General features: G+C 58.9%; 6 protein-coding genes. All 6 read right to left on the minus strand.

The window, feature by feature from the left end; all coding sequences use genetic code 11:
* Positions 1–6: 6 nt before the first annotated feature.
* Positions 7–2,355 carry a TonB-dependent siderophore receptor gene (locus GO003_RS25325; protein WP_159658092.1) on the minus strand — a complete coding sequence of 783 codons (2,349 nt, stop codon included), beginning with the start codon at positions 2,353–2,355 and terminating at the stop codon, positions 7–9.
* A gap of 340 nt (positions 2,356–2,695) precedes the next feature.
* On the minus strand, positions 2,696–3,373 hold the full coding sequence (locus tag GO003_RS25330) for a 4'-phosphopantetheinyl transferase family protein (protein WP_159658091.1): 678 nt from the start codon (positions 3,371–3,373) through the stop codon (positions 2,696–2,698).
* Positions 3,363–6,458, minus strand: coding sequence for an efflux RND transporter permease subunit (locus tag GO003_RS25335; RefSeq protein ID WP_159658090.1), 3,096 nt, complete (start codon positions 6,456–6,458; stop codon positions 3,363–3,365). Before GO003_RS25335 ends, GO003_RS25330 begins: the two co-directional genes overlap by 11 nt.
* Positions 6,459–6,471: 13 nt before the next feature.
* Complete coding sequence (locus GO003_RS25340) at positions 6,472–7,629, minus strand: efflux RND transporter periplasmic adaptor subunit (RefSeq protein ID WP_231089285.1); 1,158 nt, start codon at positions 7,627–7,629, stop codon at positions 6,472–6,474.
* Complete coding sequence (locus GO003_RS25345) at positions 7,626–9,005, minus strand: efflux transporter outer membrane subunit (RefSeq protein WP_164505731.1); 1,380 nt, start codon at positions 9,003–9,005, stop codon at positions 7,626–7,628. Before GO003_RS25345 ends, GO003_RS25340 begins: the two co-directional genes overlap by 4 nt.
* The gene (locus tag GO003_RS25350; protein WP_231089286.1) at positions 8,992–22,251 is read right to left on the minus strand and encodes a non-ribosomal peptide synthetase; all 13,260 of its coding nucleotides are present in this window, start codon (positions 22,249–22,251) and stop codon (positions 8,992–8,994) included. Before GO003_RS25350 ends, GO003_RS25345 begins: the two co-directional genes overlap by 14 nt.
* Positions 22,252–22,270 lie beyond the last annotated feature (19 nt).

Here is a 22,270-nt window from a genome sequence, read left to right on the forward strand (position 1 = left end):
GCAGACTTACCAGTTGTAACGAAGGCTGGCCAATACCGAGCGACGATCGCCGTAATAGCATGAGTCTCCGCCACAAGTCACCACGTATTCTCGGTCGAGCAAATTGCTCATGTTCACCCCCAGACGCATGCCTTGCAGCTTGGAATGAACCTTGCCCATGTCGTAATGCACGGATGCATCGACCAGTACATAACCCGGCGCCTTTTGTCTATTGCTCAAATCGCCGTAATTGGATCCGATATAGCGCAAACCGCTACCCAGGCCCAAACCGGTGAGATCGCCGGTTTTTTGCGTGTAGTCCAACCATAGCGAGGCTTGATGCTCGGGGGTATAGGTCAGGTTCTTACCCAATTCCTCCTCCGAATTGGATTTTTTGACTTTGGTATCAGTATAGGTGTAAGCAGCAGCGACATCCAACCCGAGATCCAAACTGGCTTTACCTTCCAATTCCACACCCTGAGCACGAACTTCGCCGGTCTGCTTTTGATAATTTCCCGATGGATGCTCAAGATCGGGGGTCAGTACGTTTTGCTGAGTCAGATGGAATACGGCGGCGGTAAACAGCGCGTTATAGCCGACCGGCTGATATTTGATACCGAACTCGTGTTGTTGACCGGTAGTCGGTTTGAACGGCGAACCTTCGAAACTGGCACCGATAGCCGGCTCAAACGATTCCGAATAGCTGTAATAAGGCGCCACACCGCTGTCGAACTGATAACTTAGCCCGGTACGATAGGTAAATGCTTCGTTATCCTGCTGGGTAGCGGTGTAAGCAGGATTAGCGTAATCGACAATATTACTGCCTTCCGTGCCACCATTAGTCTGATAATCAGTATTCACGCTGCTGGTAGACACCCAATCCTCCCGCACACCTATCGTGGCAATCCAACGATTCCATTTCAGCTGATCCTGGCCGTAAAAACCGATTTGATCCAGCTCCTGATCGAAGCGTTGCGAAATATTGGGTCGAATAAATGTTCCGCTACCACCAATTACATCATCAAACGGTTGCCCGTAAACCGGGGTGTAAATATCGAAATTCGTCGCAGCCCCCCAAACACTGCCGGTTTGTCTGTCACTGACAAAATGCCGAAAATCAAGACCCGACAAAAAAGTATGCTGCACTTCGCCAGTGGCAAAGTTGGCTTGTAATTGATTATCCAAAGTGAATGTATCAGTCTGATCATGGTAAACACTGACATCGCGATCAATTAAACGGGAATCAGCATCCAAAAAACCGGCTGAATTATAGGGAAAAACACCTTTCAACTCGCTATCAACATTGGCATAACGGAGATTCTGCCTAGCGGTAAATGTCTCATTGAAATGATGCTCAAACGCATAACCTACCGCAAACTGTTCCCGTTCAAACCCGTCAAAATCAGGCTCACCCAAAAATCGACTGGTGGGAATGTTGCCGTTGGGATTGGCCATTACACTACCTTGATATGGCATAAACTGCATGGCATTGCCGGTTTCATCCTTTTGATAATGGCTCAGGAAGGTAAATGTTGTGGCATCGCTTGGCTTCCAGATAAAACTCGGCGCAACGAAATAACGATCATCCTCGACATGATCGACCTGAGTATCGCTGCCGCGCCCCAAAGCCACCAACCGATACAACAAATCGTTACGTCCGGCGACAGGACCGCTCAAATCGACACTGCCTTGCACCCTATCGAAACTGCCGCCAAGAAACTGGATTTCATGAAATGGTGTTTCAGTCGGTCTCTTACTCATCATATTGACTAAGCCACCCGGTGCGTTTTGACCATAGAGTACAGAGGATGGCCCCCGCAATATTTCGATCTTTTCCATGCCGTAAGGGTCGACCCGAAGCTGGGCGTAACTGTTGCTGGAGTTCATCAATCGAGTCCCATCCAGGTATTGAGTACCCTCAAATCCGCGTAGATTGAAATAATCATCGCGCGTACTCGGCCCGAACATGCCGCTAACTACACCCGGTGTGTAAGCGACGGCTTGGGTAATGCTCTGCGCTGCACGCGCTGCAAACTCATCGTTATTGATCACACTGATCGATTGAGGAACCTCAATTAGCGGTGTATCGGTCTTGGAACCTGATAGAGACTTGATGACTACATAACCCTTTACCGGATCGGTAGCCTTGATTTCCTGTTGACCAACTACGAACATGGTTGGCAACGTTATCTCACTCTCGGCCTTACCCGTTTTGATATTACTATCAATGGATCTTGGCGATTCCGGCTCATCGGCCATTTCTTCAGCCATTAGATCGCCAATCGATAAGGTCGCGGTAAATGCGATGACGATCGCTCTTCGTAACACTTCGTTTCCCTGGTTTCGGCAGGGTTCTTTTCCAAACTGTTCGTTCATAGCAACACGTAATAGATTAAGTTACCTCCATAATAACGCGATTGATAATGATTCTCAAGTCTAATATGTTTACTGAATATTGATTTTCCTAATCACTTGTTTATCAGAACTGAACAAACATCTACTAAAAAAGGTGAGCGTGCGCGGATCGCAGAGGACTAAAGTCCACCTGTTTCGCTCCCCGCGCTAAAAGCACATTCGCTAAATCTTGTGGCTGCTTTAGTAAAGTTTAAAAAGCGGCGCTAATACTGACCGGCTGAAGCCGGTGGTTTAAACTTTATGATGGAAAATTAAAGCGATAGGAAAAATGACAGTCTACGAATATAAAGTCAGTTCAGTTTCAAACGGTTATAGTCAAAGCAGCACTCATGCCCGGCACCAGATCTAAATCGATTATGCACCACTCGCGACTAGATAGGTAAGAATCCGGCAAAGTTCGGAACCCCGGATCTCCAGATGTTGAAGTGACAATGGCTCTGATACCGGCACCAATCCCGCACCCTACCGCCTTAACCAAACTTTCCTTGCGTGTCCAGAAACGATAAAAAGCCGGAACTTGCTCATGTGTGGACAATGATTGCCAGTAACGTTTCTCTTCCGGTGCCAGAATTTCATCTACTAGAGATGCCAAATCGTGCCGCCCGTCCCAAGCCTCAATATCGATACCGAGCGGCGTTTTTCCAACCCCCAGCAACATCCAGTCAGATGAATGCGATAGATTGAACTGCAAGACTTCCGACTGACCGCTTGCATCAACTAAATATGGCTTGCCGAATGCGTGTCTAGCAAAACACAGGCATTCAGGTGCGATATTCAGATAGTTGCTTAACAACAAACGTAATTTAGCGTGGCAGACTACATAGCGCTGGCGATCCAGATCGCGAACGAAGCGCCGCGCAATCGAGTTTTCCTCGGCGGACAATAATCGCCAATAGCGTTGGTAGTCGGCATCACTTGCCACCAAATCCTCGAACCAAACATCGACGCCGGCAACCTGCAAAAAGGGTTTAGCGTGCATCGTCGCCTTGTCGTTGAAAATCCTGTAATACGGCATAGCAAACCGGTGTCAACAATAGGCTGGCGAACATGCCGAACAACAAACCTGCCGCCAGCGACAAAGTCATCGGCACCAGAAATTGCGCCTGCACGCTGGTTTCCAGCAGCGTCGGCAGGAAGCCGGCAAAGTTGGTCATGAAGGCCAGGAATATGGGCCGGAATCGAGCGGTGCAGGCTTCGGCGATCAGTGCGAATTTATCCGTGGCGCGCGCTTCGTGCTCATGAATGTAATCCAGCAACACCATGCTGTCGTTGACCACCACCCCGCTGGCCGCCACCATGCCCACCAAGGATTCCATCGACAGCGGCATGCCCAACAGCGCATGGGCCAATACCGCGCCGGCCCAGGCCATCGGCGCCGCCAGCAAAAACACCAGCGGCAGCGCATAGGAGCAGAAGCTGACGGCAATGATTGCGTATATCACGGTCAAGGCGATGGCGGTGTTGCGCGCCAGTGCCTGCAAGGTGGCGTTCTGCTCCTGCCTTTCCCGGCCCAAATCGGTTTTCAAGCCGGCAAAACGGCTTTGCAGACCCGGCAAGACTTGTTGCTCCAGATCGGCATAAATCGCATTGAGATCGGCTTGTGCCGGATCCACGCGGGCCGCGACTTCCAGCACGCGCTGGCGGTCGCGGCGGGTCAGTTGCGCATAGCCCGGCTGAAAATTCACCTCCGCCACCTGCGCCAACAGGGTGTGTTTGCCATCGGGCAAATGGATCGGCAACTGGTACAAGTCGTCCAACGAATGGCGCTGCTCGGCCGGCAAGCGCACCATAATCCTTACATCGTTGCGGCCGCGCTGAAACCGTTGCGCTTCGACCCCGTAATAGGCATGGCGCACCTGTTCGGCCAGATCCGCCAGTTGCAAACCGAGTTTGTCGCCCAGCGGTTTCAAGCTCAGCCGCAATTCCGGTTTACCGGGAATATTGGAGTCCAACACATCATAAACGCCGGGATAGGCGGACAAGCGGCTTTTCAACTCGGCTCCGGCCTGCTGCAATACCGTGGGATCGGCAGCGCCCAGATTCAATACGATGTCGTAAGGCACGTCGCCCTCGCGGACGATGAAATCCAGCCGTGCCAAGCCCAGATCGCCGATACGCCGCCGCCATTCACGAACGAAATCGTCCACCTTGACCCGTTGCCGCGCTTGTTCCGACAGTTCCAGCCACAACCCGGCTTCCTGCTCCCAAATCAAGGTCTCCTGTCCCAGCAGGAGTCGGTAACCCGGCTCGGCCTTTTCCAATTCGTCGCGATAACTCAATAGTTCGCGCTCCACCCGCTCGGCCAGGCGCCGGGTTTCATCCGCTGCCGTGCCGGGCGGCACGGTCAGTCTGGCCCAGAACGCATCCTTGCTGATGTCGGGATTCATAGCCCGCCGCACATGGCCGCCGGCATACAGGCCGCCAGTCAACAACAGCAAGACGATGAACAGCGATAACACCAGATAGCGCCAAGCCAGCGCCCGTTGCAACAGCGGCCGGTAGTAGGCTAAAACAAAGGCTTCCAAGCCATGATTCAAGCGCTCGCGCCAATGCGTCAGGCGTTGGAAACGCGAGTCGCTTGCGGTTGGCACAGCCAAATGCGCGGGCAAGATCAACAAAGCCTCCATCAGCGAAAATATCAGCGTCAGTATCATCACCCAGACGATGGGCCGCATCATCTCGCCGCTCCAACCGGGCATAAACAGCCCTGGTAAAAATGCCGCCAAGGCGATCAAGATCGACAACAACACCGGCAACGCCACCTTGCGCACGCCGCTGGCGGCCGCCTGTAACGGATCGGCGCCCGGCTTTTGTTGCTCGCTGTGCACGCTCTCGCCGATGATGATGGCGTCATCCACCAGGATGCCCATCGCCAGCAGAAATCCGAACAACGACAGCATGTTCAGCGACAGGCCCAACATCGGCATCCACCACAGCGTGCCCAGCACCGAAGTCAAAATCCCCATGCCGGCCCACCACGCCACCCTGGCCCGCAAAAACAGAGTCAACACCAGCCAGACCAGCACAAAACCGCTCAAGCCGTCTTCCAGCAAGGTGTCGATACGCTGACCGAACGCCATCGAGTCGTCCCACCAGGTTTTAAGATGCACGCCGGGCGGCAGACCGGTTGCGGTTTGATTAACATATTTCCTGACACTTTCCGCCACCTCGATGGCATCGGTTTCGGCGTGAATTTCCCAGCCTTGCGCCGGCAGACCGTCATGCCGCCATTGCAACACTTTTTCGCCGAGGCCGTCGCGAACCGTCGCCACGTCGCGAATGCGCAGCACGCCGCCATCGGCCAAACTGAGCAAAACCAGTGCGCCGACCGCATCGCCCCGGCGCGCGCCACCCTGAACCTGCAACAACAAATCGCCGGACGGCGTTTTTACCGTGCCCCCGGCTAGATCGAACGAGGCCCGGCGAATGGCCGCCGCGACCTGTTCCAGCGTCAAGCCGTATTGATGCAGACTGGCGGCACGCACCTCGACGCCGATTTCATAATTCATCCGCCCGTAATCGACCGCCTGGGTGACGCCGGGCAAGGCCGACAACTCGGCGCGAGTCCTGTCGCCCAAGGCTTTCAACCGCAACGGCTCGACCTCGCCGTACAAGGCCACCCAGATCACACCGTCGTCGCCGTCGCGCTGGGCTTCGCGAATGTCGATCTTTTCCACTGCCGCCGGCAGGTGAGTCAAGGCATCGATGCGACCCCGCGCGGCGCTCATCACCGCTTCCCGGCCATGGCCCCGCAGTACGCTGACCTTGATCTGGCACTCGCCTTCGAATACGCCGGTATCCAGATGCTTGACGCCCGGCAAATCGTGAACCGCTTCCTCCAGCGGGATGCATAATCCCGTTTCCACATCCCGCGGGCCCGCGCCGGGATACATACCGACGATTTCGAACTGCTCGGGACTAAAACGCGGGAAAACGTCCTTCTCCACCGCCATCAATCCGGCCAGACCACCCAGCCAAATTAGCGCCATCAACAGGTTGGCGGCCACCGGATTGGCGACGAACCAAGCCAATAGCGAGTTCGGCAAACGCACGGCATCTTTCATGGCTGGCTCCGCGTTACAGGCTGTCGCCGACCGGTTCAACGACCACCGGCATACCGGCCACCGGCACATCGATACCGGATACGATCACCCGGTCCCCTGCCTGCAAGCCGCCACCGACCAACACACGCTCGGGATCGCTGCGCAGCACCTGTAAGCGTTTGATTCGCAGCTTGTTATCGGCGTCGACCAGCAAGGCTTCCTGGGCGGCGTTCAAGGCAGTGCGCGGCAGTTCGAATACACCCTCCAGCTCACGGCCCTCGATTTCGGCGGTTAAAAAACTGCCCGGCAACAAGGCCGGTTCCCGCTCCGGATATTCGAGGCGGGCCACCCAATATTCCAGCCCGGTACCCTGATCGACGACACCCTCGCGGCGAACGATCATGGCCTGCCGTTGCACCTGTTCGGTCCCGCGTTCGGTCATCAGCATCACTTTGGCGCCAATGGTCTTGCCGTTACGAATCTCGGGCACCGACAAATAGCCGATCTGCGCCGGGCTCAACGGCAAGCGTATCTCGGCTGCATCGTCGGCATAGATTCGCGCCAACGGCTTGCCGATTTCCGCTGTCTGTCCAACCCCGGTCGATTTTTCCTTGACTCGCCCGTTGAACGGTGCGCGTATCTCGCAACGGCTGCGCTGTAATTTGGCGTCCGCCAGCTCGGCCTCGGCTTGTTTCAATTTGGCCTTGGCTTCCTGTAACTGCGGTTCGTGCAGGGAGAGCGGGGTCGGCGAGCCCTCGCCCAGCACTCGCCATTCCCGTTGCGCCTGAATAGCCGCCGCCTGTTCTTCGGCCAGCGCGCGCCTGGCTTCCGCCAACCGGGTTTCGCTTCTGACAATCGACAGATCGTATTCGGCCGTCTCCACCGACACCAACACCTCACCGGCCTTGAACCGGCCGCCGACCACAAAACTGTCATGCACAGTCACGATTCTGCCTTGCACTTGAGCGGTCAAATCGATCTCGCGCACCGGCAGCAATATGCCTTGGCTTTGCACCGGCAAGTGCAAGCGTTGCGGTTGCGCGATCAAGGTTTTGACGGTTGGCGGCTGTATGTTTGCCGCCTGCGCTTCGGGTTTGCCACCGCTAGCCAGTAGCAGGGTTCCTCCAGCGCCGGCCAACAAGACCAACGCGGGCAGCACTATTTTCAGGGTATTGCCGGACATCAAACTCATACCCCGCCTCCCAGGGCCAGGTACAAATCCAGCCGATTGTTCAACAGCTGCAAGCGTGCATCCAACAGCGCGGTGCGTGCAATCAGGGTGCTGCGGTAACTATCCAGTAAGGTCAAAATATCCACGGAGCCGTTTCGATAAGCGTAAATTGCCAGCGCACGGCTGGTCTCGGTTTGTTTTGCGGTGGCCGCCAACGCTTGTTCGCGGCCAATCAGCCAGTCCTCGGCCGCCAGACTTTGTTCCACTTCGCGAAACGCGTTCAGCACGGTTTCCCGGTAACGATGCAAGGTTTCCCGGCTTTGCGCGGCCTGGAAATCGATGTCGGCCTGCAAGCGATCGCCGACATACAAAGGTTGAGCCAAACCGAGCGCCAGATTCCAGGCCGCGGAACGCGGATCGGTGAGATCGGATAAGGTGTTTCCCAGGCTGCCGCCGCTGGCCACCAGAGTAACCCGCGGCAACAAGGCCTTACGCGCGCTGCTAAGGCGCTGGTCTTGCGAGCGCAAACGTATGAATGCTGCCGACACATCGGGCCGGCGCGCCAGCAACTCTGACGGCAAGCCCGCCGGTAACGCGGCCGGTAAATCCGGCAAGCGCCGACAACGCTCGACACGGCCCCCCGGATACTGTCCCAACAACACTTCAAGACGGCGTTGCGCCTGTTGTACCCGGTTACCCGCCTCTTTCAGCTCGGCCTTGGCATCGCTGAGGTCGGTCAACGCCAGACTCAAATCCAGTCCCTGAGCCAAACCCAGGTTGAAACGGCCCTGCAGCAATTCGACCAAGGCACTACGCTCGTCGATGGAAGCTTGCACCACTGTCACCCGTTGCCGGGCTTCAGCCAGCTCGAAGCAGCTTTGCGCGGTACGCGCCGCCAACGATAACACCGCCCCCTGCAAATCGGCTTCTACCGCATCGGCTTCCAGAACCGCTGCCTGCCGCGCATCGTTGATCCGCCCCCAGACATCCAGTTCCCAACTCAGATTGAACGGCACCGACCAGCGGCTACCGGTACTTATCGAGTTTTTCGCATCGCGCCCGGCGTCAGCGTGTTCAAAACCTGGCGCCAACTCCAGTTGCGGTCTGGCGGGCGCGCCTGCTATGCGCGCTTGCGCACGGGCTTGCTCGACCCTCGTCGCCGTTGCTTTCAGGTCGTTGTTTCCTTCCAGGGCCGTCAACACCAGACTTTTGACATCGTCGTCGTTAAAGCTGGCAAGCCAGGCGCTGACCTGGCCTTGTGCAACGCTAACCGGTAGCGCCGTCCAGGCAGTCGGCAACGGGCCGGTTTCGCGAATGGCATCGCGTTCCGGCACCGTGGTACAGGCCGGCAGACACAACAACGCCAGGCATAGCCAACAACCGTTACGACGCGGCATCGGCATTCAATCGATTTACTACATCGGCGATAAAGTCATCATGCTTGACGATATTAGCGTGATCGGCCGGCACCCGTGCCGACCACAGCACACGGCTGCCACAGGCTTGTTCCAGCATATCCTGGGCGAATTCCGAAGCTTCGCCGGCCTCATCCGACCACCAGCAATGCAGGCCTACCCTTATGGGTTCCATCCGGTAACTTTCACTCAATTGGCTCAATCGCTGCATAATCGTCAGTCCATTATTCACATCCAGCAATTTTAACCATGCCGCGGCCGGATGCCGAGCTTCATCCGCTTCACTGAGATTCGCCAGGCTATCAAGATCGAAATCCGCCCACTCGAGCGCAATGTCATGCAATAGTTCCCTCTGGCTGGCATTATCGTCGGCATCCGCTTCGTTGTCATTGCTATCGAAGCCGGGCACATAACTATCCGCCAAAGCTAAAAACGCCACTTCTCGGCCGGCTTGTTCCAATACGCTCGCCATACTCAACGCCAAAGCACCGCCCAAGGACCAGCCCAACAGATGAATCGGACCGTGCGGCTGCTGTTGCATCACTGCCTGGGCATAATCCGCTGCCATCGCCGCTATCGACTCATCTTTCCAATCGGGGTCCAGAAAACTACGGCACAGCAAACCATACACCGGTCGTTGATCCGCCAGCACTCGGGCCAGCGGGTAATAGCCGAACACCGTACCGCCGGCCGGATGCAGGCAAAATAGCGGCGGTTTATCGCCATCGGCACGATTCAAAGCCACCAAGGGCGACAATTGGCCGGTGTTGGCTTGCGCGGCCAACGCGGCAATGGTCGGTCGTTGCAGTAATTGGCTGAGCGAAAGATTCCAGTCCAGCCGCCTGTTGATCAGCGACACCAGCCGCAGTGCGCTCAAAGAGTGCCCCCCCAACTCAAAGAAATTATCCTCGACGCCGATGTCCTCCAAGCCCAGCACTTCCCGCCAAATCGTTGCCAGCTGGTGTTCGACGGCATTGCGCGGCGCGGTGCGGGTGCGGGCGATGCGTTCCGGCGCCGGCAGGGATTGGCGATCCAGCTTGCCGCTGGGCAATTTCGGCAGTTGCGGCAAGACCAGGATATGGCTCGGCAGCATGTAATCCGGCAAGCGGGTTTGCAAGGCTTGGCGCAGGCTTTCGGCACGTTGAGTTTCGTTGCCTTCAGCCCCTACGGAACCGGCCCCGACATAGGCCAGCAATTGGCCGTTTTCGGAGGCGATAACTACAGCTTCGTCTATGCCGGCTTGCGCCAGCAAGGCGGCTTCGATTTCGCCCAGTTCGATGCGGTAGCCGCGCAGCTTGATTTGTTGATCCAGCCGCCCCAGGTAGTCGATGACCCCATCGGCCCGGCGTCTGACCCGGTCGCCGGTACGGTACAGCCGAGAGCCGGCCTGGCTGCTGAACGGATCGGGAATGAAGCGCTCGGCGCTCAACCCCGGCTTGTGCAAGTAGCCTTGGGCCAGGCCGGGCCCGCCGATGTAAAGTTCGCCGGCCACGCCGATGGGGACGGGGTTGAGGTCGGTATCAAGGATGTAGGCGCTGCGATCACCGATAACGCTGCCGATGGGGGCATAGGCGCTGTCGCAATCGACGGCGGCTTCCCAGACCAGCGGCGTGATGACGGTTTCGGTGGGGCCGTAGGCGTTGAGCAGGCGTTGAGGCTGCAAGCGGCTTTGAATCAAGGCCAGGCTGTCTCGAGGCAGCGCTTCGCCGCCGACCGTACAACTGGTCAGGTCGGGGGCTTGTTCAGGCAGCTGGATGTGCCGAGCCAGTTCGCTCAGATAGGCCGGCGGCAAGTCGATGCGGGTGATGCCATGGCTTTCGATCGCCGCCAGGGTTTGCTCGACGCTCCACAGGGACTGGTCGCTGACGACCACTTTGGCGCCGCACGCCAGCGGCACCGCCCATTGTTCAATCGCCGCGTCAAAGCTGAACGAGGCGAAATGCAGGCAGACATCGCCGGCTTGCATGGCATACACCTCGGCCATGGCCTGGCAATGCCGGGCCAGCGCGCCGTGGCTGACCGCCACGCCTTTAGGCTGGCCGGTGGAGCCGGAGGTATAGATCAAATAAGCGGTTTGCTCGGGATGCGTCGCGAGCGCCGGCGGCGTGTCGGGGTAGGCGGACAAATCCAGCCGGTCCAGCTCAAGCGTCATGATCGACGCGGGCGTGCGCGTGATTGATGGTCCTTCACTATGGCTTAACAGACAGCCGACACCGGCATCGGCCAGCAAATAACGCAAGCGTTCCGTAGGATAATCCGGGTCCAAGGGCAGAAACGCCGCGCCGCATTGCCAAACTGCCAGACTGGCGACGATCATGTCCGCCGAGCGCGGCAGGCACAAGCCCACCACGTCGCCCGCTTTCACGCCGGACGCCAACAAATGGTGCGCCAGCTGCTGGCTGTGGCTTTGCAAGTCGGCATAGCTCAGCACCTGCCCGGCACAAACCAGGGCTTCGGTGTCGGGGTGGGTAGCGGCTTGATGGCTCATGGTTTGAAGTAACAGACGTTCATCCAACCGCTTTGCGGTGATTGGATGGGTTTGCGCCCCGTCGAAAGCCCCATACCCTATGCTGCCAATTGCCTCCTCGGCGTGTTGACCAATGGCCAGTAATAAGGTCCTTAGACAATCGCCGATGCGGCGAATGTCTTCCTCACCAAAATGTGAACGGGCATAATCGAAACCGATCTCCAGCATCGTCCCAACCGCAACATCCACCGTTAATGGATAATTGGTGACGTCGTGCTGATTGACATTGCCGATACTCAAGCCGCTGCCGGACAGCTGCAATGCCTCATCGACCGGGTAATTCTCGAACACCAGCAAGGTATCGAACAAATCGCCGCCGACGCCGGCCCAACGCTGAATATCGTAAAGCGGCAGGTATTCGAATTCGCGCAATCTCAAATTATCGGCTTGCAAGCCGCGCAGCCACTCGGCTAACGGCATGGACGGCGAAATCTCTATCGCCACCGGCAAGGTATTGATGAACAAACCCAGTATGGTTTCCGCTCCCGGTAAATCGCCAGGCCGCCCGGCCACTGTCGCGCCGAAAACAACGCGGCTTTGGCCTGTGTAATGTCTCAGCAGCAAAGCCCAGGCGCCTTGCAGCAGCGTGTTCAAGGTGATGCGCTGCTGTTGCGCGGCAGTCTGCAAATGTTGAGTCTCGGCGGCATTCAATTGGCAAGTCCAATAACCGTTGCCCGAATCTTGCGGCTTGTTGACGGTCGCCGCCAACAAGCACGGCGCATTGACGCCGGCGAGTTGACGCCGCCAGAACGCTTCGCCGCCGGCACTATCCTGACGTTGCAGCCAAGCGATGTAATCCCGGTAGCTGCCTGGGCTGGTACGCGATGGCGCGTCGGCGTAAATCTCCATCACTTCGCCCAGCAGCAACGAGGTGCTCCAACCGTCCAGCAGTAAATGATGACAGGTCCAGATCAAATGCGTCATGCCGCCGGCGAGGCTGACCAACGTCAAGCGCAGCAACGGTGCCTGGTGTAAATCGAAACCGCGTTCATAATCGGTTTTTGCCAACTCGGTCAACGCAGCGTCATCGACGGTTCGTTGCCGCCAATCATGCAGCTTCACCGGCAATTCAACGTCCCTGAATACCGCTTGCAACGGCACCGGCAAGTCACCCTGCCAGACAAAACCGCTATGCAAAATCGAATGGCGGCGCAGCACCGTCCGCCAGGCATCCACAAATCGGTTTGCATCCAGACCTTGCAGATCGACTGCCATTTGCGTGACATATAAATTAGCTTCCGGCTCGCACAAAGCATGAAACAAGATGCCCTGTTGCATGGGCGACAGGGGGTACAGGTCTTCGATTTGGCGGTGTTCGACCGGCAGGGCGTCGAGCTGGGCTTGAGTAACCTGGGCCAGCGGCACGTCGCTGGGGGTCAGGTGAGTCTCGGCTTCGAGGCAGTGGTCGAGCAGCTGATCCAGGTGGGTCTGATAACGTTGCAATAGCGTGGCAATGGTGCGTGCTTGGTAGCGCTGGCCGCTGTAACTCCACTGCAGCCGTAGTTGGCCTTGGTAGATTTCGCCGTTGATTTCCAATTCGTTGCCCAGCGGCGCTTCGGGGTCGCGTTCGTCGCCGCTGTTTTCGGCGGCCGGGCGCAGGAGCGCTGCGGCATCGAAGCTGGTGTCGAGTTGACCCAGGTAGTTGAAGGTGACTTTGGGTTTGTCGTGACGTTGGTCTTCGACAGCAACTTGTTCGTGGTTGCCGGATTGATCGCTCAGGTAGCGCAATACGCCATAGCCGATGCCATTGGACGGGACGCTACGCAGTTGTTCCTTGACGGTTTTGACGGTTTCGGCCCAGTCCCGGCCTACGCTGAGTTTGACCGGGTACAGACTGGTGAACCAGCCGATGCTGCGGCTGAGGTCGAGGGCGCTGTTATTGCTGTTATGGTGATTGGCGTTGATGCCTTGTGTGGTCTGGATCACGGCGTCGGCTTCGCGGCCGTGGCCTTCGAGTTCGATGCCGATGTCGGCGTGCCCGGTCCATTCGCTAAGGGTGCGGGCCAGGGCGGCCAGCAGCAGTTCCTGGATGCGGGTGCGGTAGGCGCCGTTGGCGTCGTGTAGCAGCTGCCGGGTGCGGGCGCTGTCCAGAGTCAGGCTTTGGCTGACCCGGTCGCGGCTTTGCGCGCGGCCTTGCGGATGGTCGTAGGGCCAGGGGGCTGCTTGGATTCGGCCTGGGCTTGCGGTTTGTGCTTGCCAGTAGCCGCGTTGGGCTTGCAGGTGTTGGCTTTCGGCATAACGTTGCAGTGCGCCGCTCCAGGCTTGGTAGCTGGCGGTTTTGGCCGGCAGGCGCGGGGTTTGGCCTTGTTGCCGTTGCTGGTAGAGGCTTTGCAGATCTTCCAGCAGGATGCGCCAGGAGACGGCGTCGACGATCAGGTGATGGCCGATCAGCAGCAGGCGTTCGCTGCCGTCGTCTACCGGGATGTGCACGGCTTTGAACAAGGGGCCGTGTTGTAGGTTGAGGCGGCGTTGGGCTTGTTGGGCGATGCCGCTGATGCCGTCTACCGTGACCACGGAATGGCGGTCGAGCACGCTGGCCGCCATTCCGTCGTGACTTGTTTGGAAGGTATGGCTGGTTTCCATCGCCTGTGCTTGCTCGGCGGGCTGGTAGTATTGTAGCCATTGGCTGTCTTGCTGCCGGTAGCGCAGGCGCAGGCTGTCGTGGTGGGCGATCAGTTGCTCCAGGGCTTGTTGCAGGTGGTCGAGATCGAGCGCTTGCCGGGTTTGCAGCAAGAGGGATTGGTTCCAGTGGTGCGGGTTAGGCAGGTTTTGCGCGAAAAAGGTGTGCTGGATCGGTAATAGCGGGGCGTTGCCGCTGGCAGGCTGTTGCGCGGCGGCGTCTATCGCGGCGGTTTGGCGGTCGGCGTGCACGGCGACGCGGGCCAGGCTTTCGATGGTCTGGTGCTGGAACAGGTCTTTGGGGGTGAATTGCAAGCCTTGGGCACGGGCACGGCTGACCAGCTGGATGGAGATGATGGAGTCGCCACCCAGTTCGAAGAAGTTGTCGCGAATGCCGAGGCTTTGCCGGCCAAGCAGGTCTTGCCAGAGCTGTAGCAGCAGGCGCTCGCTGGCAGTAGTCGGCGCTTGCGGGGCGCTGGTTTCGCTGAAGTCGGGCACGGGCAGACGACGACGGTCGACTTTGCCGTGGGCGGTGCGCGGCAGGCGATCCAGCAGGACGATTTTGGCCGGTACCATGTAGTCCGGCAGGCGTTGGCTAAGTTCGGTTTGGATGACGGCCGGACTTAGGCTGGGTGTTGCGGGATCTGTAGAGCGATCATCGGCCACTTTGGGGTTTTGTTCGGTCGCTTCGGTGGCGTTTTGCTCCAGATAGGCGGCCAGGTAGCGGCGGCCGTGGTCGTCTCTCAGCATGACGTAGGCATCGCCGATGCCGGGCAGTTGCCGCAAGGCGGCTTCGATTTCGCCGGGTTCGATGCGGTAGCCGCGCAGCTTGATCTGTTGGTCGGCGCGGCCGAGGTAGTCAACGCTGCCGTCGGCGCGGAAGCGGACCCGGTCGCCGGTACGATACAGCCGGCTGCCGTCGGCGGCGAAGGGATCGGGGAGGAAGCGTTCGGCGCTCAGACCGGGACGCTGATGGTAGCCACGGGCCAGACAGGGGCCGCCGATGTACAGTTCGCCAATGGCACCCGGCGGTAGTGGGTTCAAATCCCGGTCCAATACATACAGCGTGCGTTCGCCGACGGCCTGGCCGATCGGGGCGTAGCCGCTCCAGTCGTTGTCGTCGGCTTGCCAGGCCAACGGGGTGATGAGGGTTTCGGTGGGGCCGTAGCCGTTGATGATGCGTTCGGGCCGCAGCACGCTACGGACTTTGTGCAGGGCGGCGGCGGAAACGGCTTCGCCGCCGACGCAGGCAATACGCAGCTTGAACGGGTGCGGACGCACGGCGAGCGCGTCGGCCAGGTGTAGCAGATGGCTGGTCGGTGGGTAGATGACGCTGATGTCGTGAGCCGCGAGCGCGGCGGCGGTGTCGTCGCCGGTCCAGTCGCCAAAACCCAACACGACGCCCGCGCCGTGGCACAGCGGCGCCAGCCATTGTTCCATGGCGGCATCGAAGGTGAAGGCGGCAAAGTGCAGCGCGCGATCGTGACGGGTGTAGGCGTAGAGTTCACCGGCGGCCTGAATGTGGCGGCTCAAGGCACCGTGGGCGACGGCGACGCTTTTGGGTTGGCCGGTGGAACCGGAGGTGAGGATCAGGTAGGCCAGTTGTTCGGGGTGGAGGGTCACGGCTGGTGCGCTGGCGGCATAATCGCTCAGCTCGGTTTCGTCAAGATTGAGCCAAACACAGGCGGCAACCGCCTCAGCCGAACGTGTAGGCTGGGCTGAGCGCGAGCGAAGCCCATCGCTCGCGCCTGATGGCGCCATCGCCAACGAAGATAGCGAGATCGCCAGCGTCACGCCGGCATCGGCCATCAATTCGGCCAGGCGTTCGCCCGGTTGTTCGGGGTCCAGCGGCAGGTAGGCGCCGCCGGCTTTCAAGACGGCCAGCATGGCGACGATGGCATCCAGGCCGCGCGGCAGCAGCAGGGCCACCCGGCTTTCGGCTTGGACGCCCCATTCGATCAATCGGTGCGCCAGTCGGTTGGCCTGTTGTTCCAAATCTTGATAACTCAAGCGCTGTTCGCCGCAGATCAAGGCCACGGCGTGCGGTTGCCGTTCGGCCTGGCGCTGGATCAGCTCATGCACCGGGGGGCGCGGGTCGTAGGTCTTGGGCCAGATGTTCCAGGCAGCCAGTTGCGCTTGTTCGGCGGCGGTCAGGCATTGCAATTGACCGATGCGTTCGTCGGCTTGCGCGGCCAACCGGTTTAACAGCAATCTAAAGTGCTCGGCCAGGCCGGCTACCGCTTCGGCGCTGAAAAATTGCCGGTCGTAATCAAACACGACCCGCAACGTATCGCCACTTTGCACCGCCAGCGTCAGCGGATAATTCGTGGTTTCGCTATGCTCGCCGCCGCTGATCCGCAAACCGTCGTCGGCCCGTTGGCGCAACGCTTCCGACAGCGGATAGTTCTCGAACACCAACAGGCTATCGAACAAAGCTTTGCCCGTCTTGCCCCACCAACGCTGGATGTCGGCCAGCGGCGTGGCTTCGTGCTCGCGCAAGTTGAGGTTATCCTGCTGCAAGCCCTGTAGCCAGTCGCCAATTCGACTGTCGGCGCGCGGCGCCTGAATGATGGGCAGAGTGTTGATGAACAAACCGATCATATCCTCGGCGCCCGGCAAATCAGCAGGCCGGCCGGACACGGTGACGCCGAAGGCTACCGCCTCGCTGCCTGTATAGCGCTGCAGCAACAAGGTCCAGGCGGCCTGCACCAAGGTATTCACGGTCAATTTGTCGGCCTGGGCGATTTGACGTAATTTCGCGAATTCGTCGCCGTCGATCAGCAGCGGCAACAGGCCGTGACCGCTTTCCCTGACACCAGCGACCAGCCCTTCGGCCAGTCGGGTAGGTTCTTCCAGCAGACCGAGTTGTCGCCGCCAATAGCCTTCGGCGGCTTGGCCGTCGCAAGCTTGCAGCCAGGCGACATAATCGCGGAACCCGGCCACCAGCGTTGGCAGCGTGACGCCGCGATAATGGGCCAGCACTTCCCCCAACAGCCGCGCGCTACTCCATCCATCCAGCAGCAAATGATGACTGAGCCAGATTAGGTGATAAATGTCTTCGTCCAGTCTGACCAATTCCAGTTTGAACAACGGCGGGGTTACGGTTTGCAATCCTTGGCTTTGCAATTCGGCAATCAGCCTTTGTAAGGCTGATTCGGCATCGTCCCTACCGCGCCAATCGCGTTCCCGCAACGGCAATGCCACACGTTTATGCACGATTTGCAGCGGGCCTGGCCAATCGCCTTGGGAGACAAAACCGGTGCGTAAAATCGGATGGCGCTCCACCATCGACTGCCAGGCAGCGGCGCAGCGGACGGCATCGAGTCCGCTCAGGCGTACATCGAAACGACTGACATAGCTGGCTGCATCGGCTTCATACAGGCTATGAAACAACATGCCCTGCTGCATCGGCGTCAAAGGATAAATATCCTGCAAATTACCGATCTCTATCGGCAATTGGTCCAACTGCGCCTGCGTCAGGCCGGCCAGCGGAACATCGCTAGGCGTAACCGCCAGCGGTCCTTGACTGCAATGTTCGATCAACGCCGTCAGTTCTTGATTATATTCGGCAGCCAGCCAATCCACGCTTGTCGCGCTGAACTGCTTGCAGTTATAGGTCCAGTTCATCGTCAAGCGGCCGTCGTAAATCTGGCCGTTGATTTCCAATGCATAGTCCAACGGTGCAGCACTGTCGCGTTCGTCGCCGCGCGACTCGCCGGCGGGCCGGAACAAACCGGCATCGGTGAAACTGGCGTCGAACTGCCCCAGATAATTGAAGCACACCGCGGGGTTGGGCAAGGCCTGCAACTCGGCGCGAACCGCTTCGTCGGCCAGATATTTCAACAAGCCGTAACCCAGACCGCGATCCGGAATGCACCGTAATTGCTCCTTGACGGTTTTGATCGATTCGGCCAGATAGGCGGCGGGGCTTAATTTCACCGGATAAACGCTGGTGAACCAGCCGACGCAGCGGCTGATGTCCGGCGCATGATCGAACTCTTCGCGGCCGTGGCCTTCCAGATCAACAGTCAATGCCGGGTTGCCGCTCCAGCGGCACAACACCCTCGCCAAGGCGGTTAGCAACAATTCATCGATACGGGTGCGGTAAGCAGCCGGCGCATCCTGCAGCAAGCGCCGGGTCGAGGCTGGATCGAGTTGCAGCGTCACGGTTTCCGCGTCCGCCGCCGTCGCATCGGTAGCCCCGAATTCGGATGGCAATTCGTGGATTGCCGCCAGCTGTTGCCGCCAAAAATCAAGCTGATCCGAAATCTTTCCGGCACGGCGAGCAAGCGCTTCCGCCCAGGCTTGAAATGACGCGGTTTTGGCCGGTAATTGCGGGATTTCCGCGTTGGCAATTTGCCGGTACAAAACCTGTAAATCCTCCAGTACGATCCGCCATGACACTCCATCCACCACTAAATGATGTACCACCAGCAGCAATCGGTAACTACCGTCGGGCACTTCGATATACGCCGCACGCAGCAACGGTCCACCTTGTAAATCCAGGCTGCGTTGCGCCTGCTGCGCAATCGCGGCGATCTGTTCGGCATCGGCGGCTTGGCGCAGCCACAAGATGTCTTGTTCCTCCTCCGCTTCGGCATAGTACTGCCGCCACTGCCCGTTCCGGCAAAAACGCAAACGTAGCGCATCGTGATGTTGCAGCAAATGCCGCAACGCCAGATTCAGGGCCTGGGCATCCAGGGCTTGTTCGGTTTGCAGCAATACCGATTGGTTCCAGTGTTGGCGCTGAGGAATCTCGGCAGCAAAAAATTCGGCTTGAATCGGCGTCAACGGCAAGTCACGCCCGTTAATAACGGCGGCAATGGAGGCATCTGCTTGTATCGGTGTCAGCTTTGCCGCCAACCCCGCCAGCGCGGTGACGGTTTGATGGCTAAAAATATCCTTGGGCGACAACGCCAGCCCGACTTGGCGGGCGCGGCTAACCACTTGCAGGGAAATAATCGAATCGCCCCCCAACGCGAAGAAATTATCCTCGACGCCGATGTCCTCCAAGCCCAGCACTTCCCGCCAAATCGTTGCCAGCTGGTGTTCGACGGCATTGCGCGGCGCGGTGCGGGTGCGGGCGATGCGTTCCGGCGCCGGCAGGGATTGGCGATCCAGCTTGCCGCTGGGCAATTTCGGCAGTTGCGGCAAGACCAGGATATGGCTCGGCAGCATGTAATCCGGCAAGCGGGTTTGCAAGGCTTGGCGCAGGCTTTCGGCACGTTGAGTTTCGTTGCCTTCAGCCCCTACGGAACCGGCCCCGACATAGGCCAGCAATTGGCCGTTTTCGGAGGCGATAACTACAGCTTCGTCTATGCCGGCTTGCGCCAGCAAGGCGGCTTCGATTTCGCCCAGTTCGATGCGGTAGCCGCGCAGCTTGATTTGTTGATCCAGCCGCCCCAGGTAGTCGATGACCCCATCGGCCCGGCGTCTGACCCGGTCGCCGGTACGGTACAGCCGAGAGCCGGCCTGGCTGCTGAACGGATCGGGAATGAAGCGCTCGGCGCTCAACCCCGGCTTGTGCAAGTAGCCTTGGGCCAGGCCGGGCCCGCCGATGTAAAGTTCGCCGGCCACGCCGATGGGGACGGGGTTGAGGTCGGTATCAAGGATGTAGGCGCTGCGATCACCGATAACGCTGCCGATGGGGGCATAGGCGCTGTCGCAATCGACGGCGGCTTCCCAGACCAGCGGCGTGATGACGGTTTCGGTGGGGCCGTAGGCGTTGAGCAGGCGTTGAGGCTGCAAGCGGCTTTGAATCAAGGCCAGGCTGTCTCGAGGCAGCGCTTCGCCGCCGACCGTACAACTGGTCAGGTCGGGGGCTTGTTCAGGCAGCTGGATGTGCCGAGCCAGTTCGCTCAGATAGGCCGGCGGCAAGTCGATGCGGGTGATGCCATGGCTTTCGATCGCCGCCAGGGTTTGCTCGACGCTCCACAGGGACTGGTCGCTGACGACCACTTTGGCGCCGCACGCCAGCGGCACCGCCCATTGTTCAATCGCCGCGTCAAAGCTGAACGAGGCGAAATGCAGGCAGACATCGCCGGCTTGCATGGCATACACCTCGGCCATGGCCTGGCAATGCCGGGCCAGCGCGCCGTGGCTGACCGCCACGCCTTTAGGCTGGCCGGTGGAGCCGGAGGTATAGATCAAATAAGCGGTTTGCTCGGGATGCGTCGCGAGCGCCGGCGGCGTGTCGGGGTAGGCGGACAAATCCAGCCGGTCCAGCTCAAGCGTCATGATCGACGCGGGCGTGCGCGTGATTGATGGTCCTTCACTATGGCTTAACAGACAGCCGACACCGGCATCGGCCAGCAAATAACGCAAGCGTTCCGTAGGATAATCCGGGTCCAAGGGCAGAAACGCCGCGCCGCATTGCCAAACTGCCAGACTGGCGACGATCATGTCCGCCGAGCGCGGCAGGCACAAGCCCACCACGTCGCCCGCTTTCACGCCGGACGCCAACAAATGGTGCGCCAGCCGGTTGGCCTGGCTTTGCAAGTCGGCATAGCTCAGCACCTGCCCGGCACAAACCAGGGCTTCGGCGTCGGGGTGGGCTTGCGCCTTAGCGCGAATGGCTTCGGCCAATGCAAGCCATTCACAAGGTTTGGCTTCGTTAGCGCTTGAACAAGTCCATTCAAGCGGATCGAGCAGCGGCAAGTCCAGTAAGGCCGTCTCGGGTGCAGCCAACGCGGCTTCGGCCAACCGGCAAAAATGCCGAGCCATTCGCTCTATCGTCGAATGATCAAATAAATCACTGGCATAGGTCCAAAGGAGAACGATGCCGTCTTTGCCAATTTCGAAGGTATCCAATATCAATTCGAATTGGGTGGTGTGACTGTCGCGGGCAAACGGCGCGATATTAAGCAAGCCCAGGGCTTCGGCGATCTCCGCCTGTTGATACTGATGGTTGTACATCACCTGAAACAGCGGATTGCGGTTCAAACTCCTTTCAGGGCTAAGCGCTTCAACCAATTGCTCGAACGGTAAATCGGGATGCGCCTGCGCGCCCAACGCGGTGTCCTTGACCCTATCCAGCACTTGGCGGAAACTCAAGCCACCATGCAGTTCGGTCTGTAACACCTGAGTATTGACGAAAAAACCGACCAGATGCTCGGTCTCGCGGCGATTGCGATTGGCAACCGGCACGCCGACGCGAATCGCTCGCTGGCCGCTGTAACGGTACAGCAGCATTTTGAACAGGGCCAGCAAGCCCATGAAGAGGGTTGCACCTTGCTCCAGACTATATTGGCGTAGCGCGGCGCTCAACGCATCGGGCAACGGGAATTCCAGCTTGGCGCCATGGTCGCTCGGCTGTGGCGGCCTGGGTTTGTCGAACGGCAATTCCAGCGCGGCATGCTCGCCGGCCAGTTTTTCCGTCCAATATTTCAGCTGCCGTTCCATTTCGCCTGCTTCCAGCCAATGCCGCTGCCAGACCGCGAAATCGGCGTAACCGATCACCAATCCGGGCAATTGCGGCTCCCTTCCCTCGCAGTAGGCGCGATAGATTTCGGCGAATTCGCTAATGACGATAGCCAGCGACCACTCATCGGCAACAATGTGATGTAGCGCAATCGATAGTACATGGCGGTCGGCGGCCAGCTTCAGCACGCTGACCCGCAATAATGGACCGTTTTCCAAATCGAAGAGTTGCCGCTCGATACCCTCAAGCTTGGTTCTGACCGAGGCTTCATCGCCGATCGCCGCGCTGTAATCCAGCCAAACCACCGTCACCGGCAACTGTTCATGGACGACTTGTAGCGCCTTACCGCCGACGTTGCGGAACGTGGTTCTGAGGCTTTCGTGCCTCGCCACTAATTTATCGACACTGCGCTGTAACGCAGCCGCATCCAACGTGCCGTTCAGCCAGACCGCATCGGCTATGTGGTAGGCGCTGCTATCCGGTTCCAACTGCGCCAGAAACCATAGCCGCTGCTGCCCGTAGGACAGCGGTAGCGGGGCATCGCGCTTGACGCCGGTAATCGGCAATTGCGCAACGTCTATGCCGCGGCGTTTCAACAGCACGATCAGGGCTTTGCGTTGCTGGATGCTCAGGTCATTAAAATTGGCGAGTAGGTTTTCCATTAAACAAATCTATTTTCAA

Origin of the sequence: Methylicorpusculum oleiharenae, assembly GCF_009828925.2 — a bacterium.
GTDB lineage: Bacteria > Pseudomonadota > Gammaproteobacteria > Methylococcales > Methylomonadaceae > Methylicorpusculum > Methylicorpusculum oleiharenae.